The following is a 25,408-nucleotide window of genomic DNA, read 5'->3' on the forward strand; positions in this document are numbered from 1 at the left end:
TGATGCCGGAAATCTCCCAACTCGCGGAACACCAGGGCAAGGTGGCCCTCATCACCGGCGGCGGCCGGGGCTTCGGCAAGGCGTTCGGGGAGGCCCTGTCGGCCCTCGGCGCGCATGTCGTGCTGGCCGACATCGACGGCGCCGCCGCGACCGAGGCCGCCGCCGAACTCACCGCGAAGGGCCTCGGCGCGACCGGCGTCACCTGCGACGTCGCCGACGAGGACGAGGTCGGCGCGGTCGTGGACGGGATCGTCGAACGCCACGGCGGGCTCGACATCCTGGTCAACAACGCGGGCCTGCACGCCGCCTACAACAAACCCTTCACCGAACTGGGCCTGGCCAAGGTGCGTCGCGTCCTCGACGTCAACGTCATGGGCACCGTCATCTGCACCCTCGCGGCCCAACAGGCCATGCGGGGCCGCCCCGGAGCCTCCGTCGTCAACATCTCCTCCTCGGCCGCCTACGCGAACCGCAGCATCTACGGCGTCTCCAAACTGGCCGTACGCGGCCTGACCGTGGCGTTCGCAAGGGAGTTCGCCGCCGACGGCATCCGTGTCAACGCCATCGCCCCGGGCCTGATCTTCACGGACGCCGTACGGGCCCAGCTGTCCCCGGCGGAGGCGGACCGCGTCCGCGGCGAACAGATCCTGCCCCAGGAGGGGTTGGAGCAGGACATCGTGGAGGCGCTGCTGTATCTGGTGTCGCCGAGGGCGTCCTTCATCACGGGCGAGACGCTGCGCGTGACGGGCGGATTCGCGCTCTCGGTGTAGGACATGCCGGACGTGGAACCGGCCGGAGTTCTCAGGCATATCCCTACACTTGCGGCCCAACTGTCCGTCATAGTGAGCGAAGGAGGCTGCCTGAAGGGGGACTTGGCATGTCGTTCTTCATCGTGCTCGTGGTGCTCGGCATCGTGGGTTTCGGCGTCGTCTCGCTCCGCGCGTCCCGCGAGAACGACGACTCGCCCGCACCGGGCCGGACCGGGGCCGACCCCTCGGGGGAACCGCGTGACATTCCGCCGCTCTTCCCTGACTTCTTCCACGGGGTGCTCTTCTCGGTGGGCAAGGAGCCCACTCCGCAGAACCTGCTGGCGCTGTCCGAGTACATCTCCCAGATGATCAGCGCCAACGCCTACGGCTGGTTCCACCAGTTCGGCGACGCGGCGGCCGAGGCGCGCTTCAGCCGCCGCTTCCGTGGCGGGGGCCCCGAGGATCAGGCGCTGGAGAAAGTGCCCGACGACATGATCGACTTCCTGTGGGCCTGGAACCCCCGGGCGCGTGACGCGCTGCGTGAGTGGATCCCCCGTCTCGAAAGCGATCTCGCCGCGCCGAGCAGCAGACTGTGGCTCTACGGCGACGAGTTGCCGTTCGGGATGTGGGAGGACACCTGACGTGCACGGTTCCCCTCTGGACGCGGTACGGGCCCGGCTGGACGGATTCCGCACCGGCGACGCGTGGGCGGTGCTCGCCCCGGAGGCCGAGCAGGACGCGGCACGCGCTGTGGAGCACCCCACCGCCGAGTCGGTGGCCGCCGTCGCCTGGCTCTACCAGTACCGCGCGGTGGCGACGGACGAACTCGGCGGCGCCGACGCCCGGTTGGCGTTCCAGCTGTTCACCAAGGTCGCGAAGGCGCTGCCCGACGAACTGCCCGCGCATGTGGAGGCGTTGCTGCGGGCCGCCGCCGGGCCCGAGGACGCCCCCGCCGGGCGGCTGCAACAACTGCTGACCGACGCGGAGAACGCCCTGGACGACCCGGCGACAGCGACGGATCCGGTCGCCCTCGACCAGTGGATCGACGTACTGCGCGCCTTCGACCGGACGGCCGTGGAGGAAGGCAGGCAGTATTCCCTCCTGGTCCTCCTCGGCATGTTCCTGCGCCGCCGGTTCCCCTGCGATCCGCAGGAGATCTGGCGGCTGGAGCAGGCCGCGGACTGTCTGCGGACCGCCGCCGGTGCCGTCCCGCCGCGTGATGTCCTGGCCCATCTGCCCGCCTACAACCTCTGCGTCACACTCCTCGACCACTTCGAGGCGACCGGCGACACGGGCAAACTGAGTGCCGCGACCGACGCCTCCGAGCTGGCATTACGGAGCATCAGCCCCGCCCACGCCCACTACCCCCGGCTCGTCGTCCAGCGGGCGGACCTCCTGTGCACCCGGGCCCGCGTCGACGCCACCGAGGGACTGCTGAGCGAGGCAACTGAGCTGTGCAGGGCGGCCGTTCGGCAACTGCGTCCGGACAGCCCCATGGCACCGTTCGTCCACGCGACGGCCGCCCGCGTCCTGGGCGACCAGTACGTGGTCGGCCAGGACCTCACGCTGCTCCAGGAGGCTCTGGTGTCGGCGGAGGCGGCGGTGACCGGCCTGTCCGACGACGGCGAGGCCCACCTCGCGTACGCGCGCCACGGCCGGCTGCTGTTCCTGCTGGGCCAGCGCACGGGTGACGTCGACGCCCTCGTGCGCGCGGTCGCGGCGCTCACCCTCGCGGCGGAGTCGTTGCCGCCCGGCCACGCCATGCGCGCCGTACACCTCAGCGACCTCGCGGACGCACGGTTCGAGCACCATCTCCGCACCGGCGACGAGGAGTTGCTGCGCGCGGCCCGGGAGAGCGCACTGGCGTCCGTGGAGGTTCTGCAGCCCGGGGACACGGCCAACCCGCCGATGCTGGACACCCTCGCCCGCGTCCTGATCCGGTGCTACGAGGTGCAGGGCGACCCGCGTGAACTGGACACCGCCGTCGAACGGTTCAGGCACGCCGAGGAGTTGTGCCCGCCCGGCAGCCGCTCCCGCGCGCTGGCACTGCTGCACCTCGGCCACGCGCTGATGCTGCGTGCGGCGATCCTCACGGACGTGGGGGCGCGGAACGCCGCGTTCGACGAGGCGGAGGAGGTAGCCGAACTGGCCGTGGACGCCTGTCCGCCCGCCGGTCCGGATCAGCTGACCGCGCTCAACAACGCCGCCGCGGTGGCGCGTCGTCGCAGCGAGGGCGACCCCGTGGTCATCCGCCGTGCGGCGGACAGGTACCGGGACATCCTGCGGATGGGGGAACCCGGCACCGACCCGGTCCGGCTCGCGACGTTCAACCTGGGAGCCACGCTGCTCGACCTGTTCGAGACCGAGCGGGACCCCGGTCTCCGCGACGGCGCTCTCCTCGACGAGGCCGAACGCCTCCTGCGCGCCGCGGTGGCTGCGGCGCCACCGGGCCAACGCCACCACGCCACGGCTACGGCGACGCTCGCCCGCTGCCTCGTCCTGCGGGCCGGAGCGCCCACGGCCGAGAGCGTGGGCCTGCTGCGGGCCCACATCGCCGAGGGCGACGGGACGACGAGCGCGGAGCGGGTCTCCGCGGCCGTCGCGCTCGGCCGCATGCACGCCGACGCGGGACAGTGGCGGCCGGCCCGCGACGCCTTCGCCGACGCGATCGACCTGCTGGCCGCCCGGCTCGCCGACCGGGACGACGCCGTACGGGAACACGGGGTCGCCTCGTTCTTCGGTCTCGCCTCGCAGGCCGCCGCGTGCGCGCTGGCGGCCGGGGACCCGGTGGCGGCCGTCACCCTGCTGGAACGGGGCCGCGGACTTCTCCTCCCCGTCGCCGCCCAGCCGCGTGACGAGGTGCTGGACACCGCCGGACGGACCGTCGCGATACTCAACGTGAGCCGTTACCGCTGCGACGCCCTGCTCGTCCGCGACGGACAGGTCACCGTCGTCCCTCTGCCCAAGGTGACGTACGACGCCGTCAACCGGCAGGCGGGCACGTTCCTTTGGGGCGTACAGCGGGGAGTCGAGCCGTTGCGCTCGGCCGAGGACCGCGACAAGGGCACGCGCGTCGCGGTGAACGGCGCGCTGCGCTGGCTGTGGCACACCACGGTCCGCCCCGTGCTCGACGCGGTAGGCCAGACCGGCCCGCACGGGCTGCCGCGCATCTGGTGGTGCCCGACCGGCATGCTGTCCTTCGTCCCACTGCACGCGGCCGGCGAGTACGCCTCCCTGTACGGCGGCAGCGGCGGGGAGTCCGCCGCGGACCACGTCATCTCGTCGTACACGACCACACTCCGCGCGCTGCGAGTGGCGGCGCACAGGGGATCAGTCGTCCTCGCCCCGCCGCCCGGCAACCCCCTCGTGGTCGTGCCCGAAACCCCGGACACGCGCCAACTCACCGCAGCCATGGCCGAGTTGCAGGCTCTACGACGGCTCTACCCGGGCTGTACGGAGCTGACCGGCCCGCAAGCCACGAAGGCCCGCATCCTGACGGAGCTGCCACGCCACACCTGGTTCCACTTCGCCGGACACGGCTCGCAGAACGTCCAGGTCGCCGGAAGCGCGCACCTCGTACCCCACGACCACGCGCTGCACGGAGGCATCGACGCGGACACCCTGGGCGCCCTGAACCTCGACCACGCGGAACTGGCGTTCCTCTCCGCGTGCAGCACCGCCACCGGTCAACTCACCCTCGCCGACGACCAGGTCCATGTGGCGGGCATGCTCCTGGGCTCGGGGTTCCGCCATGTCGTCGCCGCCCAGTGGCCCGTACGGGACTCGGTGGCGGCGGAGGTCGCCACGGCGTTCCACCGCCGGGTCGCCGCAGCACCGGCGGGAGGCGTCGAGCCGGGGGTCGTACTGCACGAGGCTGTACGGGAGGTGCGCCGCTCGCATCCGGACCCGTACACGTGGGCTCCGTTCACGCACTACGGCCCGTGAGCGAACCGGTCAGGGATCGGGGACGTACAGCAGTGCCCGGTCGTCGGACCCCCGGAGCACGGCTGCGGTCAGGCGCTCTCCGGCAGGTATCTCGGCGGCGGCATCGGCGGGGAGCGGGTGCCGCAGGGCCCGGTACAGATCCCCGCGATGGAGATCGAACGCGGCGCCCATCAGCACGCCGAACTCCCGGCACGCGCCGGGCAGTACGCCGCACCACATCACGTACACGAAGGGGAGCGCGAGCAGCGCCCAGGGCGTGCGGAACGCGGCCGGCAGCAGCAGAAGTCCCCACACCCCGGCCGCCACCGCGCTGTCCACCTGCCGTCTGGCCGCCGCGAGGTCCTGACGCAGCAGGTCCGGCAGAAGTGTCCACAGATGCGGCCACAGGACCGTCGCGTCGAGGCCGTACTTGTCGAGGGGTTCCGTCTCGGCGGCGCGCAGCGTGTTCCCCAGGGGCGTGGCAAGTGTGCGTTCGGGGCGGGGCGTCCAGCGCAGCCTCTCCTCCAGCCGACCGAGCCGAACCAACTCGCGGACATCGAGCGGCGGTCCTCCGCCCTGGGCGGCGGGCAGTCCCAGGCGCCGCCGCAACAACGCCTCCACCTCGGCCTCGTAGGCGGCGGCCCGGCGGATGTACCGCTCCCGCAGCCTGCGGCTCAGGGGCTCCGCCCAGCGGGGCCAGTACCCTTCGAGCAGCCGAAGCGCGGGCAGGGTCAACTGCTGCATGAGCAGGCTGGACGCGGCCAAGACCACCAGGCCGATCAGCAGCAGCGCCACCTGCTCCCCGGCTCCCAGCCCACCGAAGTCCCGCAGCCGCAGGGCGGCCTCCGCCCGGGGACGCCCGGTGCCGAGCAGCCACAGCACGGACAGCACCAGCCAGTAGACCGAGGCGGCGAACCCGGTGGCGAGCCAGCGCTCGACAAGCTTGCCGGCCGCCGCGTTCCAGAAGACCGTCACGAGGGAGCCCGGCTGAGCAGGCGGTTGCAGGACGCGCAGTAGGGAACCTGTTGCCGGAGGTTCCTACGGAGGAAGCTGTCGGGCGCCGCACAACCGTCCGTCCGACAAACGAACAGGGTGGCCCCGGACAAACCTGCGGCCGACGCTCGACCGATCGGCGCCGAGTACCCGCTGGGCAGCGCCCGGTACTCGTCCTCGCCGCCCGGCCGCACCCGTATCCATGCCACCAGCCGGTCATCGGCGACGAGCACCCGCCGCAGCGCCTCGTCCCCCGGCACGGCCAACGCCTGCCGGATCTCGTGATCGACCCGCCCGGCGTCCGCACCCACGATCCGCGGCAGCGCCGCCAGCAACTCCCGGGCCAGAACCCGCAGCCTGGTGCTCTCCGTCACGTGTCCCCCAGCACTGGTACGAACGGGTCACGAGTGTGGCACGCGACGCCACCACCGGGCGACGGAAATCGCCAACTCCCGTTCAGAACCGTGCAATCGCCTTCATACTCTCCCTCATCGACCCCGTGCACCTGTGAGGAGCGGCCGAGTCCATGGCTTCCCGCAAACCCGGAGACAACGGCACCGACCTGTACGTGAAGCTCTACGGCCGCCCCAAGCCGAGCCCGCCGGCCGCGCCCTCACCCCGAGCCGGGCTCGGTGAGGCCACGTCGCCCTCCGCGCCGGTGTCGTCCTACTGGGCCGACGGGGACCGCGACCCCACGAAGAAGCGGGACGTCCCGCATCTTTTCCCGTACTTCTACCACTCGGTTCTCGCCCGCAACGGGAAGCCCCTGAGCGGGCAGAACATTCTGGCGCTGATCGAGTACGTCGACGCGATGCTGATCTTCCAGGGCAACATGTGGATCGCCGAGATCGACGATCCCCGCACGGGCGAGGTCTTCAAACAGCGACTCTGCGGTCCGCTGGACGAATACGAGTTCCTCGAACACCGACCCGACCACGTGATCGACTTCCTCTGGGCCTTCCGCACGACGGTCCGTCCCGGACTGCGGCAGTTCGTCGACCAGACCTACACCGCCCTCACAAGCCCCGACAGCAGGCTGCTCAAATACGGCAGCACACTGCCCTTCGACATCTGGCACCTCGACTGACGTACCCGGTCGCGCCGGTGGCCCCACGACCGTCGTCGCGGGGCCACGAAGTCACTTCTGTGACCGGCTTCCTACACGGTCACCGGTTCGTTCGCCGGTTTGCTCGCCAGTTCCTTCTCCTCGTCCGTGATCGCCTTCAGCAGTACGTACGGTGTGGCGATCTTCCACAGGGCGTACGCGATCGACGGGACGATGTTCGCGAGCAGGCCGTTCCAGGCCAGGGGGCCGTCCTGGTTGAGGAAGACGAAGGCGCCCGGGATGAGGGTGACTCCCAGCACGATGCTCAGCCAGCCGTACCAGCGGGGGAAGAGCGGCTTCTCCCTGGTGTGGTCGATAAAGGCCGCGTAGCCGATCGACCAGACCTGGAGGACGAAGATGCAGGCGTTGCCCACGAACATGAGCCAGAAGGTGTCGACCATCGCGGTCAGGACGTCGACCGAATGGGCCTCGGGGCGGTAGGCCGCGGCGGCGAGGATGGCGAGCGGGAAGAAGAAGCCGATCGGGGCCACCACTCCCGTGGTGAGCTGGATCATCGAGAGCAGGCCCCAGCCGCCCTCGACCCGGCGCAACTGCATGCTCGTCACGACGACGTACGGATACTCGAACGGGACGAGCAGCACCATCAGGGCGACACAGGTGAGAATTCCCGTGCGGTTGTCCTTGAGAAAGGCGACCACGTCGTCGGGGCTCTCGGTCGGGCTCATCGGCGGCGTGAGATGGCCCACCGCGAACGCGACGATAAATCCCACGAAGAGGATGACGCCACACCACGCCGAAATTCTCTGCAGTCTTATGTGCAGGTCCTTCTTCATCTACGGCTCCCCTTTGAGCTCGTTGGCATTCGTTACCAGCCGACCAGTCTGTCCAGCACGAGCGTCGCGCTCGCGAGATAGTCGCCGTATCCGCCCCGGAAGAAAAGCAACGGGGTTTTCAGGGATTCGACGCGGAGGTCGCGGACCCGTCCCACGACCAGCCAGTGATCGCCGATCTCGACGAACTGCTCCACCGTGCAGTCGACCCACGCGACGACCCCGTCGAGCACGGGGTTTCCCAGTGCGGAGGCGCTCCACTCGGTTCCCTCGAACCGCCGCGCCGCCGCGCCCGCCAACTGCCGTGACAGGCGTTCCTGGTTGCCCGCGAGGGTGTTGGCGCAGAAACGGCCGGCGGTGCGGATCGTCGGCAGGGTCGACGAGGAACGGTCGACGAGGAAGGACACCAGCGGTGGGTCCAGGGAAACGGAGGTGAAAGTCCCGACCACCATTCCGTACGGGCGCTGTTCGGCGTCCGTGGTGGTGATCGCGACCACGCTCGTGGGGAAGTTTCCCAGGACGTCACGGAATTGACGTCCGTCGATCGAGTCCGCCGGGCGGCCGGAGCTGTCGCTCATCCGGTCTCCTCAGAAAAGAAGGCGCATCAGATGAGAATGCGCATCGGCTCGGGCAGTTCGAGTCCCATCTGGGCCAGCGCGTTCGCGTGGTACGCCGATCCGGGCACATGGATCATGTGCTGGAGCCCGACGTGCGCGTCCCGCCAGAACCGCTGCATCGGATTGCCCCGCCGGATCGCGTTGCCGCCGGACCGGGCGAAGATCTCGTCCAGCGCGGCGACGGCCCGCCAGGCGCAGCGCACCTGGTTGCGTCGTACGTCGGCCCGGTCCTCGATGCTGATCGGCTTGCCGGCCTCGACCTGGTCGTACAACCGGCTGATGCCGTCGATCAGTTGGACCCGGGAGGCGGCGATCTCGGCGGCGGCCTCACCGGCGGCGTAGAGGACGTACGGGTCGTCGCGCACCTGGACGCCGGTCACGGCGACCCGGTCGCGCTGCTGGGCGAGGTGCACCGCGAGGGCGCCCTCGCAGATGCCGATGACGGCGGCGGTGATGCCGAGCGGGAACATCGAGCTGAACGGCAGTTTGTACAGGGTGTCGGTGAGCCCGATCGCCTCGGCGGCGGTGCCCTCCTGGACCGCTTCCTGCCGGATGGCTCGGTAGGCGGGGATGAACGCCTTGTCGACGACGACGTCCTTGCTGCCGGTGCCCGCCAGTCCTACGACGTCCCAGGTGCCGTCGATGATCTCGTAGTCGGAGCGAGGCAGCACGACATGGAGGACGGTGATGGGTCCTGCGGGTTTGCCCTTGCCGTCGCCGAGGAGCGCGCCGAGGAAGTCCCACTGGCAGTGGTCGCTGCCCGAGGAGAACGGCCAGCGTCCGCTGAGGACATAGCCGCCTTCCACGGGTTCGGCGATGCCGTTGGGCATGTAGGGGGAGGCGATCCAGGTGTCGGGGTTCTCGTCCCACACCTCGTGGGCGAGCCTGGGGTCCAGCTGGGCCAGCTCCCAGGGGTGCACCCCGACGACCCCGCACACCCAGCCGGCGGCGCCGTCGTGCCGGGCGACCTCCATCACCGCTTCCGCGAAGTCCCTTGGGTGGGCGCCGAATCCGCCGTACTCCTTGGGCTGCAGCAACCGGATCACCCCGGCCGACTTGAGCAACTCGACGGTCCGGTCGCTCAGTTTGCCGAGTGACTCGTTCTCGTCGGCGAGTGCGGCCAGTTCGGAACCCAGCTCCTCGACACGACCGACCACTTCATGCGTCACGCCGCACACCTCCTGGTGACTGATCCATCGCATGCGCCGCGCGTCCCGGCGGCGGGATGTCCTCAGTGTCGTGACGTGGTCCGGGGCCCGCTGAGCGCTTTCCGGTGACCGGGACAGGGCCGGTTCAGCGGGTGACGCGAGGCCGCAGCGCGGCGGTGGAACGGCCCTTGAGCGCGGAGAACCACACACCGGCGCCGTACGCGAGGTCGTCGAGCCGACGGGCGACGCCGTACCGGAACGGGTCCAGTGAGCCGTCCCCGCCCCGATACTCAAGTGCGATGTCGGCCAAAGCGGCGACCGCGGTGGCCCGCCGCATCCGCCGGGACACCAGGCACCCGACGGCGGTGAGCGGCCACCAGTGCCGGGTGAGCAGCGCGGAGGTCTGGGCGAGGGTGGCGAGAGCGCCGTTGCCGACGAGCGGCACGGCAAGCCGGTACGGATGCCGGGTGCCGTCGAACTTGCGCCCGATGCGCAGTACGACGCCTGCGAGGACGGCTCCCGCGACGGGCACCGCCCAACACCGCTGGACGAGCAGCGTGACGGCGAACGCCGCGCTCCAGGGGGCGAACACGGCGGGCGCGATGTGCGCCGGGTGCCGTAGGGCGAGGGGATGCGCCCCGCTCCCGTACACGGCCTTGCGCAGGAACCAGTCCCCGAGCCGCGCCCGGTGCTCGTGCGAGGCGCGGACGGCAGGCTCGTACCGCACGCTCGCCCCCGCCGCGACGAGCCGCCAGCACAGGTCCACGTCCTCGCCGACCCGCATGCTCCCGTCGAACCCGCCGACGTCCCGCAGGGCGTCGACTCGGGCCACCGCACAGGCAGTTGGCGCCCAGGAGACGGAGGTACCGGGGCGTACCGGGGCCGGATGGGCGCCGAGGTCGAGCGAGGAGCGGGTGTTCTCGTACCGCTCGATCCAGGTGGTGGTGGCGCCGGTCAGCCCGGTGACGCGGGGTACGGCCATGGCGACCCGCGGATCGGTGAAGTGCCGGAGCAGGGTGGGCACCGTATCGGGGTCGAGCACGATGTCGGAGTCGGCGAAGACGACGTACGGCGTCGTGACGAGGCGCAGTCCGGCGTTGCGCGCACCGCCGGGTCCGGCGTTGGCGCGGAGGGCGACCAGCCGGGCCCCGTGGCGGGCGGCGACGGCGGCGACGGGCGCGGGGCGGTGGGAGGCGTCGTCGACGACGATCACGGGCGGGCCGGCCCCGATGCTGCTGAGCAGCCTGTCGAGTTGACGGGGCCGGTCGCGGACCGGGATCACGACGGTGTACCGGGGATCGGGCGGCGCGGGCAGCGATCCGACGACGGGATGGGCGAGGCCGCGGTCGACGAGCCGCTCGGCGAGCAGCGCACTCGCCCGGTCCCGCACGGGGACGGTCCGGCCGACGAGGAGCTTGCGGGCGCGTGGGGTCAGCCGCAGCAGCCGCGTCGGGAACCCGCCGACGAGGGCACGCCCTCCGTCGACGACCCGGGTGTGCCGATCGAACGCGACGACGACACCCGCGCCGACGGGGAGGGTCATCGGCGCGCCTCCCCCGACTGCCGCCCCGGATCGACAAGCCGCCCCCGCCCGTCGATCGCCCACCCGCCGATCCGTCGAAGCGTGGCCGCCACCATCGCGTCCAGCGTCCTGCCCCCCTCCTCGGCCGAGGCCCCGGTCGGGTCGCCGAGGACGCCGGAGGGCGAGACCGCGCGGACTCCGTCGGCCATCAGGGCGGGCAAAAGGGCGGCCAGCGGGCGGGTGTTGCCCGCGACGGCCGCGTCCAGGCGTACGCGGTCCGGGTCCAGGTGCAGCATCAGGGACGTCTCCGTGCGGCCGGCGTGGGCGTCGCCGTTGGGGGTTTCGCAGGCGGTCCACGCCACGGTGTGGCCCTCGGCGCGGAGTTGGGCGAGGGCCGTGTCGAGGGTCGCCGTGTTGCCGCCGTGGCCGTTGACGAACACCACGCGGCCCGCCCACAGGGCGAGGGAGCGCGTCAGCTCCACGACCACCGCGCGCAACGCCTCGTGCCCGATCGAGACCGTGCCCGGGAAGTGCGCGTGCTCGCCGCTCGCGCCGTAGGCGATCGGCGGCGCCACCCATGCCTCGGGCAGCACCTCCGCCGTGCGCTCCACGACGGCACGCGCGACGAACGTGTCCGTGTCCAGCGGCAGATGGGGCCCGTGCTGCTCGGTGGATCCCACCGGGACGAGGACCAGTGCGCCGGAGGACGGTACGGCGGGCCAGACGGCGTCCGCCAGGACGTGCGCCACCGTCCTCAGCCGACTTGGGCGGGCGGGGCCGCCGGTGCTTCACCGGCGCCCAGCGTCAGCGGAAAACCGGGCGGGATCACCAGGTCCTCGGGCGACAGCTCGTGGACGGAGGAGTGACCGAGGCCCAGTACCGCCGAGTCGAGGCCGCCGCGCAGGATGTCCAGCACATTCTCCACGCCCGCCTGGCCGTTGGCCGCCAGGCCCCACAGATAGGCGCGGCCGATCAGGACGGCCCGGGCGCCGAGGGCGAGGGCCTTCGCGACGTCGCTGCCGCGCCGGATGCCGCCGTCCAGGAGGACTTCGACCTGGTCGCCGACCGCCGCCGCGACCGAGGGGAGTACGCGGATGGTGGCCGGGGTGGTGTCCAGGTTGTTGCCGCCGTGGTTGGACACGGACAGGGCGGTCACCCCGGCGTCGACCGCGCGTCTGGCGTCGTCGACCCTGGTCACGCCCTTGAGCAGGAAGGGGCCGCCCCACTCGGCACGCAGCCACTTGACGTCGTCCCAGGTCGGCGGCGTCGTCTGCATCCACTCGCCGTAGGCGCCGAAGAAGGTGGGCGAACCGCCGCCGGGGGCACGCAGGTTGGGCACGCTGAGGTCGGGGAGGCGGCCGGAGCGGGCGTACTGCCAGAGCCAGCCGGGCCGGGGCAGCACATCGGGGGCGAACCGCAGCGCGGTACGGAGATCGAGCCGCTCCGGGATCGACGGGCTCCCCCAGTCGCGGCCGTGCGAGAACGACCAGTCCAGGGTGACGATGAGCGCCTTGGCACCGGCCGCCCGGGCCCGGTCCATGCGCTGGACCATCGTGTCGCGGCTGCCGCTCCAGTACAGCTGGAAGAACAGGTCCGGCTGGGCCTCGGCGACCTCCTCCACCGGCTTGCTGGCGAACGAACTGAGGCTCATGACGACACCCCGGCTCGCGGCGGCCCGGGCGACGGCGACCTCGCCCTCCGGATGGACGGCCTGCACCCCCGTCGGCGAGATGAGCACGGGCAGCGCGGTGGGTACGCCCAGCACGGTCGTCGACAGATCGCGCTCGGCGTGATGCCCCACGACCCTTGGGGCGAGGCCGAGTTCGCCGAAGGCAGCGAGGTTGGCGTCGATCGTGCGCCCACGCTCGGACCCGGCGACGAGCGCGCCGTAGACCGAACGCGGCAGCCGCTTCTTGGCCCGGCGCTGCGCCTCGGCGACCGTCTCGAACCAGGGGTTCCTAGGCATGGGCCGTGTCCTTTCCTACGGTCGTCAAGTCCAGCCCGGCCAACGGGTGTTCGGCACATTCACTCACCGGCGGCCTGGCCGGTGACGTGACGGCTTCCCGGCGGGTGAGGACGAGATCCACCGTCGTCCTCTTCCTGCTGCCGGTCCCGCGCGAGTGGTCCCCGGACGGCTTGGGCACCCGGGTCCCGTCATCCCGCCGGGCCAGCAACTCCTCGCCGTACCCCTGCACACACTCGGGATCGGGCCCGTCGAGCGGCAGCCCGGTGAAGAACTTGGCCGCCATGCAGCCGCCCTTGCAGGTGTCGTAGAAGGCGCAGGAGGCGCAGGCCCCGCCGTGCTGCGGGGTCCGCAGCCGCCGGAACAGCTCGGAGTCACGCCAGACCCCCGAAAAGCCGTCCGCCGTACGGACGTTGCCCGCGAGGAACTCGTCGTGGATGGCGAACGGGCAGGCGTACACGTCGCCGACCGGGTCGATCAGGCAGACGACGCGTCCGGCACCGCACAGGTTGAGACCGGGCAACGCCTGGCCGTAGGCGGAGAGATGGAAGAAGGAGTCCCCGGTGAGCACGTTCTCACCGTTGGCCAACAGCCAGTCGTACAGCTCGCGTTGCTGCGCGGCCGTCGGATGCAGCTCGTCCCATACGTCGGCGCCGCGCCCGGAGGGCCGCAGCCGGGTCAGGCGCAGTTGGGCGCCGTAGCGGTCGGCGAGAGCCTTGAAGGCGTCCAGTTGGGGGATGTTGTGCCGGGTGCAGACCACGGAGATCTTGAAGTTGCGCATTCCGGCGGCGGCGAGGTTCTCCAGCGCCCGCAGGGCCGTCGCGTACGAACCGGCCCCGCGCACCGCGTCGTTGACGTCGGCGGTGGCGCCGTCGAGGGAGATCTGGACGTCCACGTAGTCGTTGCGGGCGAGGCGGGCGGCGGCGTCGGGGGTGATGCGGACGCCGTTGGTGGAGAACTTGACGCCCACGTGGTGGGCGGTGGCGTAGTCCAGGAGTTCCCAGAAGTCGGCGCGGACGGTGGGCTCGCCGCCGCCGATGTTGACGTAGAAGACCTGCATGGCCTCCAGTTCGTCGATGACGGCCTTGGCCTCGGCCGTGCTCAGCTCGCGCGGGTCACGTCGGCCGGAACTGGACAGGCAGTGGGAGCAGGCCAGGTTGCAGGCGTAGGTCAGCTCCCAGGTGAGGCAGATCGGCGCGTCGAGCCCGCGCTCGAACAGGTCGACGAGCGGCGGTGGCGCGGGCGCGGTCATGGGAGCAGTCACAGGGGCAGTCATGGGGTCCTTCCGACGACCATCGACGACTGGACGAGAACGGCCAACGCACGCCCGTAGCGCGGGAGTTCGTCCTCGCCGAGGCCCGCGCCCAGACAGGCGGCGCGGGCCGTGGGCGCGTCCGCGAGGGCCTGTACGACGGCCAGCAGACGCCGGTCCTTGAGGAACGAGAGCTTGCGGGTCCCGAAGTGGTAGAGCAGCGCGCCGAAGGGTTCCGGGCGCACGGAGACCTGTGGATGCAGGTCCCAGGCACGGTCGAGGTCCATGGCGATCGTCGCGGAGTCCGTCGTGGTCATGGCGGGGCCTAGTAGACGCCGCACATGCCGTCGATGGAGACCTCTTCGATCAGGTCGTCCGCCTCGATCAGCGACTGTTCGTCCGTGTTCTCCTCGTCCTGGATCTCGGTGGCCGGGACGGGCGAGGTGGCGTGAAGCTGGCTCATGCGACTCTCCTTGACGACGCTCCCATCGGACCCCTGGAGACTAATGGCACCAAGTGCCGAAAGTGAAGAGCCCGTACCGGCGCACCCCGATGTCATCGTGATAGGGGCCGGCGGCAGCGGAGCGGCACTCGCGGCCCGGCTGTCCGAGGACCCCGATCGCACGGTGCTGGTACTGGAGTCGGGACCAGTTCCGCAGCAACTCTCGGCGTTCCCGGCGGAGTTGCTGGACGCCCGCCTCGTCCCCGGCGCCCGGCCCGGCCATCCGGCGGTCCAGCGCTACCCGGCGCACCTCACACCGGACCGGCCGTACACGGTCGTCCGAGGCCGCTTCCTCGGCGGCTCGACCACCGTCAACGGCGGCTACTTCGTCCGGGCCCGACGCGAGGACTTCGACCGGTGGTCGGCGGCGGGCGGTACGGCCTGGTCGTACGAGGGCGCACTGCCGTTCCTGCGGGCGCTGGAGACCGATCTCGACCTGGGCGCAGACGAGTTGCACGGATCGGAAGGACCGGTCCGGATCCGCCGTACGGACCTGCGACACCCGGCGGCCGACGCGTTCCGGGCAGCGGCCCTCCAACTGGGCTTCCCGTCGGAACCCGACAAGAACGCCCAGCAGCCACCGGGTTTCGGCCCGGTCCCGTCCAACGCGGTGGACGGAGTACGCCTCAACACCGGGATCAGTTACCTGCTGCCGGTGCTCGACCGCCCCAACTTGACGGTGCGGGGCGGCAGTACAGTCCAGCGGATCGTCATCGAGCACGGCCGCGCGACGGGCGTGATCGTCGAACGAGCCGAACGCGACGGGCACCCCCGGATCGATGGGCGCGATGGGCGCGATGGGCACCGCGAGATCCTGCGGTGCGGCGAAGTCGTCCTGTGCGCGGGGGCGTTGCGCTCCCCCCAACTGCTGCACCTCTCGGGCATCGGCCCGCGCGACGAACTGGCCCGCCTGGGCATCCCCGTAGTCCGGGACGCCCCGGCCGTCGGGGTCAGCTTCGGCGATCACCCCCAGATCGCACTGGAGTGGACTCCCCGCCCCCCGCTCCCCCACCCCGAACCGCCGGCCGACTCCTGGCTCGGCGGCGCCCTGCACCTGCCGTCGTCGGACGGCACCCACCCGGACGGCGACCTGGAGATCCTGCAGTCGCTCGCCCCCCTGCGCGCACTGACCGACGGAACGCCGAACCTCCCCGACGAACCGCTCGCCCCCCTCGCGTTCCTGGTGTCCGTACAGTCACCGGTCCTGGGGGGCCGCATGCGCACCTGCTCCCCCGACCCCGCCGTACCTCCGAGGCTCGACTACAACTACCTACGAACCCCCGAGGACAGACGCCGGATGCGGGAGGCGGTCCGCACGACGGCAGCACTGCTCGCCACCCCCGCCTTCAAGACGCTGTCCGACGGCCTCGTGGACCCGGGCCCCGAGGTCCTGCACGACGACCGCTCACTGGACACCTGGATCCACACCCACCTGGGCACCTCCCACCACACCTGCGCCACGATCCCGATGGGCCCGGCGGTCGACCCCTACGGGAAGGTGCACGGCATAGACGCCCTACGAGTAGCGGACACCTCGATCCTCCCCACGCCCCCACTACGGGGCCCGGCGGCGACGGCGGTCCTGATCGCGGAGATCATCGCCCAAGCGATGGGATGAACCGCGCTGGTCAGGCGGTCCGTCGACTACGGACGGCGGGGCCGGCCGAAAGGCAGGGGCGCAGCCCCGCCTTTCAGGGGCGCGGGGAACTGCGCGACCAGCCCCCACCGACCCGCGGCCAACGAACCGCCGAAGCTCACTTCACCCCTCGAACCCCTCGAACCCCACCGCAAGCTGCCCCACAGCCCGATCCAACAACACACCCAGATCCGCGCCCTCGTCACCCAACCAGTGCTCGTACGCAGCGATACACGCGGCCAACGCCGCATGCCCCAGCAGCCGGGGCAACAGGTCGGACACCGGCACCCCCATCCGCCGCGCCGCGAACGCAGTGACATGCTCCCGCCACGTCGTGTACCGCACCGTCGAGTCCGCCTGCAGCGTAGGCACCCGCAGAATGAGCGTCATCCGCTCCCGATGCCACGGCACCACCGCCGGGTCGAACCGGTTGAACTCGACCACGACCCCCCGCAACGCGTCCATCATCGGTACGCCAGGATCGGTCGCCGCCAGCAGATCCTCAAGCCTCAGCAGCTGCTCCTCGAAGTCGCCCCACACGAGGTCGTTCTTGGAGGCGAAGTAGCGGAAGAAGGTACGCCGGCCGATCCCGGCGGCGGCGGCGATGTCGTCGACCGTCGTCGCGTCGAAACCCTGCCGGGCGAACAGTTCGAAGCCCAGGCGTTCGAGCGCGGCCCGTGAGGTCACCCGGGGCCGCCCCGTACGGCTCACCCCGACCCGGGCGTCTCCGCCCGCCACGCTCTCCCGCCGTCCCGTGTCAGCAACCACACCGCACATCATGCATCGGGCGGGCGGAATCACCGCACGCCGTCCGCTGTTGTCCCGCACAGCAGTTCTCGCACGAGTACGAGTACGTGTACGAGGACGACGACAACGAGTGCGTACCAAGGAGGCCGGGCGTGTACGGCGACCCAGCGACGATCGGCAAGATCCTGACCCAGCTCGGCGACACCTGGGCCATCGTGGGCCTGTCGTCGAACGAGCGGCGGGCCGCGTACGGCGTGGCCGCGGTGCTCCAGCGCTACGGCAAGCGGATCATCCCCGTCCACCCGAAGGCCGAGACGGTCCACGGCGAACAGGGCTACGCCTCGCTCGCCGACATCCCCTCGGACATCCACGTCGACGTCGTCGATGTCTTCGTGAACAGCGACCAGGCCGGTCAGGTCGCCGACGAGGCCGCCGCGATCGGCGCCAAGGCCGTCTGGTTCCAGCTCGGCGTCATCGACGAGAAGGCGTACGAGCGCACCCGCGCCGCCGGACTCGACATGGTCATGGACCGCTGCCCGGCCATCGAGATCCCGCGCCTCGGCTGACGCGTGATCCCGGCGGCACCGGTACGGAGATCACCGCCCCCGCCGACGCAGCAGCAGAAGCCCGCCCGCGAGCGCGGTGACACCGGTCGCCGCGGTCCAGGCGACGACGTCGGTCGTACCGGTAGCGGCGAGATCGTCACCCTTGCCACCTTGAGGAGTGGCACCCCCGACCGGACGCGCACCCGCAGCAGGACTCGCTTCAGAAGACACACCAGGAGTCACGTCAGGAGCGGAGTCAGCAGGCGCGTCAGAAGTCGCGTCCGGACCAGGACTGACGCCACTCCCACTCCCCTTCTCCCGACTGAACGCCAGCGTCCCGAACCCCAGTTGGTCGTACCCGCCGCTGTTGGGCCCGTAGTCGCCACCGCCGCCCTCGGGCGAAGCCTGGGCGGCGATCCGGGTCAGGTAGGTCGCGGACAGCCCACGCCGCTTGGTGTAGTGGTTGGCGATCATGGCCCAGATCGGGCGGGTCATCGCCGGGTCCACCGCAGCGGCAGCCGACGCGGTCTCGCTGCCCGACCAGCCGTTGATCGCGCCCTTCTTGCGGGTGTTGGCCGTGTACGGCACCTCGCCGCCCATGCTCCACTTCGCCACGTACTGGGCGCCCTTGAGGAAGCGGCTGTCGTCGTAGCCGTACAGGTCGATGCCCTGGTTCCAGGCCATCTCGCAGACCGTGCCCATCAGTCCGACGCCGAGCAACGCGTGCCCCTGGTCGCGGCCCGCCTCGATCCATTCGCCGAGTTCGAGCCCCTGGTCGTCGTACACGACGGGGACGGCGTTCCTGACCGAGCCCATGCCCGCGCCGTTCTTGAAGTACTCGACGGCCCGGTCGATCTTGGCGCGGTCGTCGCAGAGGATGCCGACGGCCAGGACACAGGCGATTGCCGTGAGGTCCCAGTTGGCCCAGTAGTTGCTGATGACGGCGCCGTTGTGGTTGGCCAGGAAGTCCTCGCTGAGCGGGTGGAAGACGTCCAGCATCATCTTCTGGAAGCGGGCGAGGTCGAAGTCGGCGTGGTCACGGACGAGTTCGGCCGCGTTGGCGAACTGGTAGCCGTACAGGCCCGCCGCGAGGAACCGGTCGGCGGAGCCCTGCAGTGAAGTGAGCGTCGCCGACCAGGCGTTGAGGATCGCGACGGCGGTGTCGCCGTACGCGCTCTCGCCGGTGACGTGCCAGCGCAGGGCGTTCTGGTAGGCCGCGTGGATGTCGTTGTAGAGGGTCCGGTAGTTCTGCGGTGAGCCGCTGCCCCGGTAGACGACGGCCTGCGGGTTGGCCGTCCAGCCGCTCTGCGCATGGGAGTTGGCGGTCAGCCGGGCGAAGCCCGCGGTGTACGGCGCCGCCCCGGCCCGCACCTTCTTCGCCATCCGGTCCAGATCCGTCCGGGTGTGCAGCATGCCCGGGTGTACGAGACTCGCGCCGGCCGCCGTGGCCTGCGGGGCGGCGAGGGTCGTACCGATGGCGACGGCGCCCGCCGTCGCACCGGTGAACTTCAGCATGCCGCGACGACTGATCCTTGTGTTCAAAGCTGCGGTCCTTGAATCGGGGGGTGCGGTGCGTACGGAGAGGAGACGCGCCCCAGGACCGCCGATAACGAAAAGTGCGGTTACCCAACCAGGCACGGCAGTCGACATAATGTGAGCGTGACCTTCGCCTCACCGCTCCCCGACGCCACGCCCAACACCCCCTCCGCGCAACGCCTTCCGGTCGTGATCGTGGGCGCAGGCCCCGCCGGGCTCACCGTCGGGAACATCCTGCGGGCCGCCGGTGTCGACTGCGTGGTGCTGGAGACGGAGAGCCGGGAGTTCATCGAGCAGCACCCCCGGGCCGGGTTCATCGAGGAGTGGGCGGTGCACGCGCTCCACCAGCGGGGGCTGGCCGACACCTTGCTGGAGCGGGCCGGTACGCACACGCGGTGCGAGTTCCGGTTCGACGGCCGACGCCACCGCTTCGAGTACGCCGAACTGTCGGGCCACCGCCACTTCGCCTACCCCCAGCCCCTGTTGGTGACGGACCTGGTGCGCGAGTACGCCGACGTGCGCGGCGGCGACATCCGCTTCAACGTCCGGGACGTCCTCGTGCACGACCTGGACACGGACCGCCCCGCGGTGTCGTACATCTCGGCCGAGACAGGCCAACGGGAGTACGTGCAGGGCGAGTTCATCGCCGGATGCGACGGGGCACGCGGGGTGACCCGTACGGCGATCCCGGCGGCGCACGCCCGGGTCGCGCGGCACGACTACGGCATCGGCTGGCTGGCCCTGCTCGCCGAGGCGCCGCCGTCCAACGACTGCGTGATGTTCGGCATCCATCCGCGTGGCTTCGCCGGTCACATGGCCCGTGGCCCCGAGGTCACCCGCTACTACCTCGAATGCCCGCCCGGCGACGACCCGGCGAACTGGCCGGACGACCGCGTCTGGGCCGAACTCCACGAACGGCTCGGCGCGTTGGGGGCGCCCCCGCTCAACGAGGGGCGTCTGATCGAGAAGCGCGTCCTCGACATGCACAACTACGTCGTGGAGCCGATGCAGTTCGGGCGGCTGTTCCTGGCGGGCGACGCGGCCCATCTCACCGCGCCCATCGCCGCCAAGGGCATGAACCTCGCCCTGCACGACGCCTTCCTGCTCGGCGACGGACTCGTCGAGTACCTCACGAAGGGCGACCCCGACGCCCTGAACGGCTACTCGAAGGCGTGTCTGCGGCGCGTCTGGCAGTACCAGGAGTTCTCCCTGTGGCTGTCGGACATCTACCACGGGGCGTCGTCGGGCGACCCGTTCCGCTCGGGCACGACCCTGGCCCGCCTCCGCCGCGTCCTCGACTCCCCGGCCGCCGCAGCGGCGTTCGCCGAGGTGTACATCGGCCGCGACGCCGACCACTGACCTGGACCCACAAGCGGCCGTCAGAAACGACGACCAGAGGCGACCGTCAGAGCCAACTGCCAGAAGCGACTGCCGAAGCCAGCCGTCAGCCGATGCCCAACCCCAGCCCCTCCACCACCACCGCACCCGGCAGCTCGGCGAACGCCTTCCCGGGCACCAGCAGTTTGCCGCGCCGACGGCCGCTGCCGACCAGCACCCAGGGCAGGTCGACGACGGCCGAGTCGACCAACAGGGGCCAGGATTGCGGGAGTCCGATGGGCGTGATGCCCCCGTACTCCATCCCGCTCTCCCCGACGGCCGTGTCCATCGGCGCGAACGAGGCCTTGCGGGCGCCGAGTTGGCGGCGCACCACGCCGTTCACATCGACCCGGGCGGAGGAGAGGACGAGACACGCGGCGAGGGTGGTCTCGCCGCCGCGCTTGCCGGCCACGACCACGCAGTTCGCCGACTGATCGAGCAGCTCCCGCCCGTAGTGCTCCACGAAGACGGCGGTGTCGGCCCACGCCGGGTCGGTGTCGACGTACACGATCTGCTCGGCGGGGGTGGAGCCGGTCCACCGGCGTACGGCGTCGGCGACCGGGCCGACGAGTTCACCGAGGCACTCGGGGGCCGGGGTCGCGGTGTCGAAGTCTCCGATGGGTGCGCGCATGACGGCACGCTAACAGCCCTCGCCGGTCCCCCGGCCGGGCGGCTCAGCTCACCGGCGGGACCGACACCGACATCATCATCTCCAGCGGTTCGGTGCCGTCGTTCCCGTACACATGGGGGACGTTGGCCTCGAAGGTGGCGCTCGCGCCCGCCGGGACACGGTGTTCGACCCCGTCGACCGTGAGGGTCAGTTCACCCGCCGTCACATGCAGGATCTCGAACGTACCCGCCGGGTGCGGATCGGACGGACTGCTGTCGCCGGGCATGAGCCGCCAGTCCCACAGCTCCAGCGGACCCGGCGCCTCGGTGCCCGCGAGGAGCCGGTTGTAGCTGCCGGCATCGGTGTGCCACAGCCGGACGGCCTGCTCGGCGGAGACGACACGGACCTTGGGGCCCTGTTCGTGGTCGAGCAGGGTGGTGATGCTGACGCCGAGCGCGTCACCGATCTTCACGACCGTGCCGAGGCTGGGGTTGGTGCGGGCCTGCTCGATCTGGATGAGCATCCCGCGGCTGACTCCGGCCCGGGCGGCGAGCGCCTCCAGGGTGAAGCCGCGCTCGGCACGCCAGCGCTTCACACTGCGCGCCAGCGACTGGGTCAGCAGATCGAGGTCCGACACCGTTCCACCCTGAGTGCAAAATTATGAATGACAGAGTTCACTTCACTGGACTACGGTGTGGTGCACCGAATCGTTCAATCCACTGTACTGCGAGGCGTCTCCATGACCGCATTCTTCGCCCTGGCCACCAGCCTGCTCTGGGGACTGGCCGACTTCGGCGGCGGTCTGCTGACCCGGCGCATGTCGGCGTTGACGGTGGTCGTGGTCTCGCAGTCGATCGCGGCGGTCGTCCTCGGCGTGATCGTGGTGCTGACCGGCGGCTGGACCGAGGCGGGCCCCCGCCTCTGGTTCGCGGTCGCCGCGGGCCTCGCGGGACCGGTGGCGCTGCTCTCCTTCTACAAGGCGCTCGCCCTGGGCCCGATGGGGGTCGTCTCCCCGCTCGGCTCCCTCGGCGTCGCCGTCCCCATCAGCGTCGGCCTCTTCCTCGGCGAGCGTCCCGGGCTGCTCCAGTTCGCGGGGATCGCGGTCGCCGTCGTCGGCGTCGTCCTCGCGGGCGGACCGCAGCTCAGGGGGGCGCCCGTGCAGCGCCAGGCGATCCTGCTCAGCCTGCTCGCGGCGTTCGGCTTCGGCACGGTGTTCGCCCTGATCGCGGAGGCGTCGACCACCGTCACCGGCCTGTTCCTCGCACTCTTCGTCCAGCGCGTGACGAACGTCGCCGTCGGCGGCACTGCCCTGTACGTCTCGGTCCGCCGAGGCGGCACGGCCCTCCCGCCGGGCGGCTTCCCCTGGCAGACCCTCCCGGCACTGGCCTTCGTGGGCCTCGCGGACGTAGCCGCGAACGGCACCTACTCGGTGGCGGCCCAGCACGGCCCGGTCACAGTGGCCGCCGTACTGGCATCCCTCTACCCGGTGGTCACAGCCCTGGCAGCACGCGGCTTCCTGAGCGAACGCCTACGCGCGGTACAGGCGGCGGGCGCGGGCCTGGCCCTGGTGGGCACACTGCTACTGGCAACGGGCTGAGTGGAGCGCCCCGTCAGAGGCGCGGGGAACTGCGCGCCCAACCCCCACCGAACCCGCAGCCAGCCACCGAACCGACACCACCCCGCACTACTCGGCATCCAACTCCGCCAGCCGCGCCGCGACCCCCGCATCCAACTCCGCCAACGCCCGCAACTGCTCCGGAGTGATCCCATCAGGAATCGGCACAGGCGCCGGCGTACGCAACGGTGGCCGCCAGCCACCGTCCGCCGTCCACCTGCGTACGACCTTGGCCGGAGCCCCCGCCACCACGGAGTGATCCGGCACAGCCCCACGCACCACCGCACCGGCCGCCACCACCACGTTCCGCCCGATCCGCGCCCCCGGCAGAATCACCGCGCCGGTGCCGATCCAGCAGCCCGGACCGATCTCGACGGGCTCCATACGCGGCCACTGCTTGCCGATGGGCTCATGCGGATCGTCGTACGAATGATTGGTGGACGTCACATAGACATACGGTCCGAAGTAGCAGTCGCTGCCGATGGTGACCGTCGTGTCGGCGATGACGTGGCTGCCACGGCCGAGGACGACTCCGTCGCCGATGCGGAGTATCGCGTCCGGACCCATGTCGAGGTCGGGCATCAGACCCGCCGTCAGGGTCACCTGTTCCCCGACGATGCAGTGCGACCCCAGCTCGATCCAGGGCTCACCGAAGACCGTGCCCAGCGGGAAGGCGAGCCGCGTGCCCGCGCCCATCGCCCGGAAGTTCAGCCGCCCGGGGTTCTCGGCGGTGACGGAACCCGTGCGCTGCACCCAGGCCCAGCCCGCGTGCACCGCGCGCTGGGCGAGCCGACGCCGCCATGACGAGAACGTGTTCTTGGGCTTGGGCACCCGGACACCGTACTCACGGCCGGGCGGGGCCAGCATGCGCGGGACCTGTGATCTTCACCCCAACAGGCGTGGCGTACGGTCTGTCTGACCATTCGAGGAGCAGGAGGCGAGATGACGCACAAGGCGTTGATCACCGGCATCGGCGGCAGGGAACCGAAGGTGGACGAGGGGGCGTTCGTGGCGCCGACGTCCTCGGTGATCGGGGACGTGGCCCTGGAGGCGGGCGCGAGCGTCTGGTACGGCGCGGTGCTGCGCGGCGACGTCGAGCGGATCTCGGTCGGCGCCGAGAGCAACATCCAGGACAACTGCACCCTGCACGCCGACCCCGGTTTCCCGGTCACGATCGGCGCACGCGTCTCCGTGGGTCACAACGCGGTCGTCCACGGCGCGACGGTCGAGGACGACACCCTGATCGGGATGGGCGCGACGGTCCTCAACGGCGCGGTGATCGGCGCGGGTTCACTGGTCGCGGCCCAGGCCTTGGTACCGCAGGGAATGCGGGTCCCGCCGGGGGTGCTGGTGGCGGGCGTACCGGCGAAGGTCCGGCGTGAGTTGACGGCGGAGGAGCGGGAGGGCATCTCTCTGAACGGCACGATGTACGCGGAACTGGCCAAGGCCCACAAGGAAGCCCACGGCTAGACCACTTCGACGTCCCGCTCCACATCCCGCGCGACAGCCCCCTGGGCCTTCTTCGCCTTGCGCTTGAGCACCAGCATGGACGTGACCCCGAACAACACCGCCAACACCAACCCCAGCCAGGAGAACCGCTTCAACCACGACTCGGCGACGATCCCGAGGTAGTAGATGACGGCGGTGGTCCCACCTGCCCAGACGATGCCGCCCAGCACGTTGGCGATCAGGAACTTCCAGTAGGGCATCCGCAGCACACCGGCCAACGGCCCCGCGAAGATCCGCAGCAGGGCGACGAACCGCCCGAAGAAGACGGCCCACATCCCCCACTTCTCGAACGACCGCTCGGCCGTCGCGATGTGCCCCTCCCCGAAGTGCCTCGGGAACTTCCCGCCGAGCCAGGCCAGCAACGGCCGCCCGCCCTTGCGCCCGATCGCGTAACCGATCGAGTCACCGATGATCGCACCGGCGCTTGCACACGCACCGAGGACGAAGGGGTCGATCTCGCCGTGCTGGGAGGCGAGCAGCGCGGCGGAGACCAGGATGATCTCGCCCGGCAGCGGAATGCCCAGACTCTCCAGCCCGATGACCAGCCCCACCAGCGCGTAGATACTGACCGCCGGGATCGTCTCCAGCCATTCCTGCACGTGCAACGCCGGTTTCCTTCCGATTTCGCCGTACGCCCGGTACGTCTGCGTTCTTCCGCGCTCTACCGCGTCCCCGGTGACGCCCGTGGCCGGGAGCCCGCCGGGAAGCCTACCGGGTCACACCGACACCGGGACGGCGTCTCCGGGCGGCGAGCACGAGGCTCGGCTGGAGGCGTCGAGGTGGTCGGCGGTCCAGATGACGCGTACGGCGGTGTCGGGGGCCGGTGGTCCGGGTGCGTCGCCCAGGAGGACGAGACGGGCACCGGCCCGGTCCGTCCCGAGCCGTACCTCGGGCGCGCGCCGTCACAGGTGAGCGTGCGGGGAGCCGCGCGGGGCGTCGAACAGGGTGGCCGCCTCGTCGGGCTCGTCGACGAACTCCGCGCCGGGAGCCCGGAGCCCCATCCGCCGCCCCTCCACGGAGACGGGCATCGACGCGTACGGCCACAGATCACTGCCGCACACACAGGAACGCACGACACGTACGACGGCGTCCGTGGGGTGCTGGATCCCCGGATCGGGGACATCCTCCACGCGTACGTCCCCGGCGCCGTAGATCAGCGTTGCTCGCACAACACTTCTCCCAGCTGTGTCGGTCGGACGCGGCACCGGTCCGCACCGGTTCCTGCCTCTCGATCATGTCCACGACTCTTCCCGGGTCGCACGCCGAG

Annotated in this window: 26 protein-coding genes and 1 pseudogene; 9 read left to right on the forward strand and 18 right to left on the reverse strand. The window is 71.0% G+C overall.

Going from position 1 to position 25,408, the window contains the following annotated elements:
• Positions 1-2 precede the first annotated feature (2 nt).
• The 3 genes from CW359_RS23785 to CW359_RS23795 all read left to right on the forward strand — a co-directional run bounded on the left by CW359_RS23785 (position 3) and on the right by CW359_RS23795 (position 4,694).
• Positions 3-770 (forward strand): SDR family NAD(P)-dependent oxidoreductase, encoded by a 768-nt coding sequence (locus tag CW359_RS23785; protein ID WP_105972132.1) that lies wholly within the window; start codon positions 3-5, stop codon positions 768-770.
• Between the two features lie 107 nt (positions 771-877).
• Positions 878-1,390, forward strand: coding sequence for a hypothetical protein (locus CW359_RS23790; RefSeq protein ID WP_105972133.1), 513 nt, complete (start codon positions 878-880; stop codon positions 1,388-1,390).
• A gap of 1 nt (position 1,391) precedes the next feature.
• Positions 1,392-4,694, forward strand: coding sequence for a CHAT domain-containing protein (locus CW359_RS23795; RefSeq protein WP_105972134.1), 3,303 nt, complete (start codon positions 1,392-1,394; stop codon positions 4,692-4,694).
• A gap of 9 nt (positions 4,695-4,703) precedes the next feature.
• Here CW359_RS23795 and CW359_RS23800 read toward each other — a convergent pair whose 3' ends face one another.
• Positions 4,704-5,648, reverse strand: a complete 945-nt coding sequence (locus CW359_RS23800) for a hypothetical protein (RefSeq protein WP_105972135.1) — start codon at positions 5,646-5,648, stop codon at positions 4,704-4,706.
• Complete coding sequence (locus tag CW359_RS23805; protein WP_105972136.1) at positions 5,645-6,040, reverse strand: hypothetical protein; 396 nt, start codon at positions 6,038-6,040, stop codon at positions 5,645-5,647. Before CW359_RS23805 ends, CW359_RS23800 begins: the two co-directional genes overlap by 4 nt.
• Before the next feature lie 152 nt (positions 6,041-6,192).
• On the opposite strand from CW359_RS23805, the gene CW359_RS23810 reads away from it, so the two are divergent.
• On the forward strand, positions 6,193-6,753 hold the full coding sequence (locus tag CW359_RS23810) for a hypothetical protein (protein ID WP_105972137.1): 561 nt from the start codon (positions 6,193-6,195) through the stop codon (positions 6,751-6,753).
• A gap of 71 nt (positions 6,754-6,824) precedes the next feature.
• Here CW359_RS23810 and CW359_RS23815 read toward each other — a convergent pair whose 3' ends face one another.
• The 9 genes from CW359_RS23815 to mftA form a co-directional block, all read right to left on the reverse strand.
• On the reverse strand, positions 6,825-7,502 hold the full coding sequence (locus tag CW359_RS23815) for a hypothetical protein (protein WP_232838556.1): 678 nt from the start codon (positions 7,500-7,502) through the stop codon (positions 6,825-6,827).
• Between the two features lie 95 nt (positions 7,503-7,597).
• A complete protein-coding gene (locus CW359_RS23820) occupies positions 7,598-8,140 on the reverse strand; it encodes a flavin reductase family protein (RefSeq protein ID WP_105972139.1) in 543 nt (180 codons plus the stop codon).
• Between the two features lie 26 nt (positions 8,141-8,166).
• Positions 8,167-9,348 carry an acyl-CoA dehydrogenase family protein gene (locus CW359_RS23825; RefSeq protein WP_105972140.1) on the reverse strand — a complete coding sequence of 394 codons (1,182 nt, stop codon included), beginning with the start codon at positions 9,346-9,348 and terminating at the stop codon, positions 8,167-8,169.
• 124 nt (positions 9,349-9,472) lie between these two features.
• Positions 9,473-10,870: a mycofactocin biosynthesis glycosyltransferase MftF gene (gene mftF, locus CW359_RS23830; RefSeq protein ID WP_105972141.1), complete on the reverse strand. Its 1,398-nt coding sequence runs from the start codon at positions 10,868-10,870 to the stop codon at positions 9,473-9,475.
• Entirely contained in the window at positions 10,867-11,598 is a 732-nt protein-coding gene (gene mftE / locus CW359_RS23835; protein WP_105972142.1) for a mycofactocin biosynthesis peptidyl-dipeptidase MftE, read from the reverse strand. The genes mftF and mftE overlap by 4 nt, the downstream gene beginning before the upstream one ends.
• Before the next feature lie 5 nt (positions 11,599-11,603).
• Entirely contained in the window at positions 11,604-12,815 is a 1,212-nt protein-coding gene (gene mftD, locus CW359_RS23840; protein WP_105972143.1) for a pre-mycofactocin synthase MftD, read from the reverse strand.
• Complete coding sequence (gene mftC, locus CW359_RS23845; protein ID WP_105972144.1) at positions 12,808-14,064, reverse strand: mycofactocin radical SAM maturase; 1,257 nt, start codon at positions 14,062-14,064, stop codon at positions 12,808-12,810. Before mftC ends, mftD begins: the two co-directional genes overlap by 8 nt.
• 20 nt (positions 14,065-14,084) lie before the next feature.
• Positions 14,085-14,381, reverse strand: a complete 297-nt coding sequence (gene mftB / locus CW359_RS23850) for a mycofactocin biosynthesis chaperone MftB (RefSeq protein ID WP_232838557.1) — start codon at positions 14,379-14,381, stop codon at positions 14,085-14,087.
• 8 nt (positions 14,382-14,389) lie between these two features.
• Complete coding sequence (gene mftA / locus CW359_RS23855) at positions 14,390-14,527, reverse strand: mycofactocin precursor MftA (RefSeq protein ID WP_105972145.1); 138 nt, start codon at positions 14,525-14,527, stop codon at positions 14,390-14,392.
• 43 nt (positions 14,528-14,570) lie between these two features.
• Between mftA and mftG the strand changes: the two genes are divergently transcribed.
• Entirely contained in the window at positions 14,571-16,184 is a 1,614-nt protein-coding gene (mftG, locus tag CW359_RS23860) for a mycofactocin dehydrogenase MftG (protein ID WP_105972146.1), read from the forward strand.
• 141 nt (positions 16,185-16,325) lie between these two features.
• Here mftG and mftR read toward each other — a convergent pair whose 3' ends face one another.
• The gene (gene mftR / locus CW359_RS23865) at positions 16,326-16,970 is read right to left on the reverse strand and encodes a mycofactocin system transcriptional regulator (RefSeq protein WP_232838558.1); all 645 of its coding nucleotides are present in this window, start codon (positions 16,968-16,970) and stop codon (positions 16,326-16,328) included.
• A 131-nt stretch (positions 16,971-17,101) separates the two neighbouring features.
• Here mftR and CW359_RS23870 point away from each other — a divergent pair, with 131 nt between their 5' ends.
• The gene (locus tag CW359_RS23870; RefSeq protein WP_105972147.1) at positions 17,102-17,515 is read left to right on the forward strand and encodes a CoA-binding protein; all 414 of its coding nucleotides are present in this window, start codon (positions 17,102-17,104) and stop codon (positions 17,513-17,515) included.
• Positions 17,516-17,545: 30 nt separating this feature from the next.
• Here the strand turns inward: CW359_RS23870 and CW359_RS23875 are convergent, their stop codons facing one another.
• Positions 17,546-19,009 carry an alginate lyase family protein gene (locus CW359_RS23875; RefSeq protein ID WP_105972148.1) on the reverse strand — a complete coding sequence of 488 codons (1,464 nt, stop codon included), beginning with the start codon at positions 19,007-19,009 and terminating at the stop codon, positions 17,546-17,548.
• 144 nt (positions 19,010-19,153) lie between these two features.
• Between CW359_RS23875 and CW359_RS23880 the strand changes: the two genes are divergently transcribed.
• Entirely contained in the window at positions 19,154-20,389 is a 1,236-nt protein-coding gene (locus CW359_RS23880; RefSeq protein ID WP_105972149.1) for a 4-hydroxybenzoate 3-monooxygenase, read from the forward strand.
• Positions 20,390-20,474: 85 nt separating this feature from the next.
• Here the strand turns inward: CW359_RS23880 and CW359_RS23885 are convergent, their stop codons facing one another.
• Positions 20,475-21,038, reverse strand: coding sequence for a YbaK/EbsC family protein (locus tag CW359_RS23885; RefSeq protein WP_105972150.1), 564 nt, complete (start codon positions 21,036-21,038; stop codon positions 20,475-20,477).
• Positions 21,039-21,081: 43 nt separating this feature from the next.
• Positions 21,082-21,654: a helix-turn-helix domain-containing protein gene (locus tag CW359_RS23890; RefSeq protein ID WP_105972151.1), complete on the reverse strand. Its 573-nt coding sequence runs from the start codon at positions 21,652-21,654 to the stop codon at positions 21,082-21,084.
• A 102-nt stretch (positions 21,655-21,756) separates the two neighbouring features.
• Between CW359_RS23890 and CW359_RS23895 the strand changes: the two genes are divergently transcribed.
• On the forward strand, positions 21,757-22,614 hold the full coding sequence (locus CW359_RS23895) for an EamA family transporter (protein ID WP_105972152.1): 858 nt from the start codon (positions 21,757-21,759) through the stop codon (positions 22,612-22,614).
• Between the two features lie 87 nt (positions 22,615-22,701).
• On the opposite strand, the gene CW359_RS23900 is transcribed toward CW359_RS23895, so the two are convergent.
• Positions 22,702-23,463 carry an acyltransferase gene (locus CW359_RS23900; RefSeq protein WP_105972199.1) on the reverse strand — a complete coding sequence of 254 codons (762 nt, stop codon included), beginning with the start codon at positions 23,461-23,463 and terminating at the stop codon, positions 22,702-22,704.
• A gap of 111 nt (positions 23,464-23,574) precedes the next feature.
• Here CW359_RS23900 and CW359_RS23905 point away from each other — a divergent pair, with 111 nt between their 5' ends.
• Complete coding sequence (locus tag CW359_RS23905; RefSeq protein WP_105972153.1) at positions 23,575-24,102, forward strand: gamma carbonic anhydrase family protein; 528 nt, start codon at positions 23,575-23,577, stop codon at positions 24,100-24,102.
• On the opposite strand, the gene CW359_RS23910 is transcribed toward CW359_RS23905, so the two are convergent.
• The gene (locus tag CW359_RS23910; protein ID WP_105972154.1) at positions 24,099-24,746 is read right to left on the reverse strand and encodes a DedA family protein; all 648 of its coding nucleotides are present in this window, start codon (positions 24,744-24,746) and stop codon (positions 24,099-24,101) included. The genes CW359_RS23905 and CW359_RS23910 overlap by 4 nt on opposite strands.
• 390 nt (positions 24,747-25,136) lie before the next feature.
• Positions 25,137-25,310: pseudogene (locus tag CW359_RS23915) on the reverse strand (IMP dehydrogenase); the annotation flags it as partial.
• Between the last annotated feature and the right edge of the window lie 98 nt (positions 25,311-25,408).

Source organism: Streptomyces geranii (assembly GCF_002954775.1).
GTDB classification, from domain to species: Bacteria; Actinomycetota; Actinomycetes; order Streptomycetales; family Streptomycetaceae; genus Streptomyces; species Streptomyces geranii.

Bases quoted from the DNA above. Each gene is read 5' to 3' on its own strand.
- mftB (WP_232838557.1), bottom strand. From the start codon at position 14,381: ATGACCACGACGGACTCCGCGACGATCGCCATGGACCTCGACCGTGCC.
- CW359_RS23785 (WP_105972132.1), top strand. From the start codon at position 3: ATGCCGGAAATCTCCCAACTCGCGGAACACCAGGGCAAGGTGGCCCTC.
- mftD (WP_105972143.1), bottom strand. From the start codon at position 12,815: ATGCCTAGGAACCCCTGGTTCGAGACGGTCGCCGAGGCGCAGCGCCGG.
- mftG (WP_105972146.1), top strand. From the start codon at position 14,571: ATGGCACCAAGTGCCGAAAGTGAAGAGCCCGTACCGGCGCACCCCGAT.
- CW359_RS23810 (WP_105972137.1), top strand. From the start codon at position 6,193: ATGGCTTCCCGCAAACCCGGAGACAACGGCACCGACCTGTACGTGAAG.
- mftA (WP_105972145.1), bottom strand. From the start codon at position 14,527: ATGAGCCAGCTTCACGCCACCTCGCCCGTCCCGGCCACCGAGATCCAG.
- CW359_RS23885 (WP_105972150.1), bottom strand. From the start codon at position 21,038: ATGCGCGCACCCATCGGAGACTTCGACACCGCGACCCCGGCCCCCGAG.
- CW359_RS23905 (WP_105972153.1), top strand. From the start codon at position 23,575: ATGACGCACAAGGCGTTGATCACCGGCATCGGCGGCAGGGAACCGAAG.
- CW359_RS23875 (WP_105972148.1), bottom strand. From the start codon at position 19,009: ATGCTGAAGTTCACCGGTGCGACGGCGGGCGCCGTCGCCATCGGTACG.
- CW359_RS23820 (WP_105972139.1), bottom strand. From the start codon at position 8,140: ATGAGCGACAGCTCCGGCCGCCCGGCGGACTCGATCGACGGACGTCAA.
- mftC (WP_105972144.1), bottom strand. From the start codon at position 14,064: ATGACCGCGCCCGCGCCACCGCCGCTCGTCGACCTGTTCGAGCGCGGG.
- CW359_RS23790 (WP_105972133.1), top strand. From the start codon at position 878: ATGTCGTTCTTCATCGTGCTCGTGGTGCTCGGCATCGTGGGTTTCGGC.
- mftF (WP_105972141.1), bottom strand. From the start codon at position 10,870: ATGACCCTCCCCGTCGGCGCGGGTGTCGTCGTCGCGTTCGATCGGCAC.
- CW359_RS23895 (WP_105972152.1), top strand. From the start codon at position 21,757: ATGACCGCATTCTTCGCCCTGGCCACCAGCCTGCTCTGGGGACTGGCC.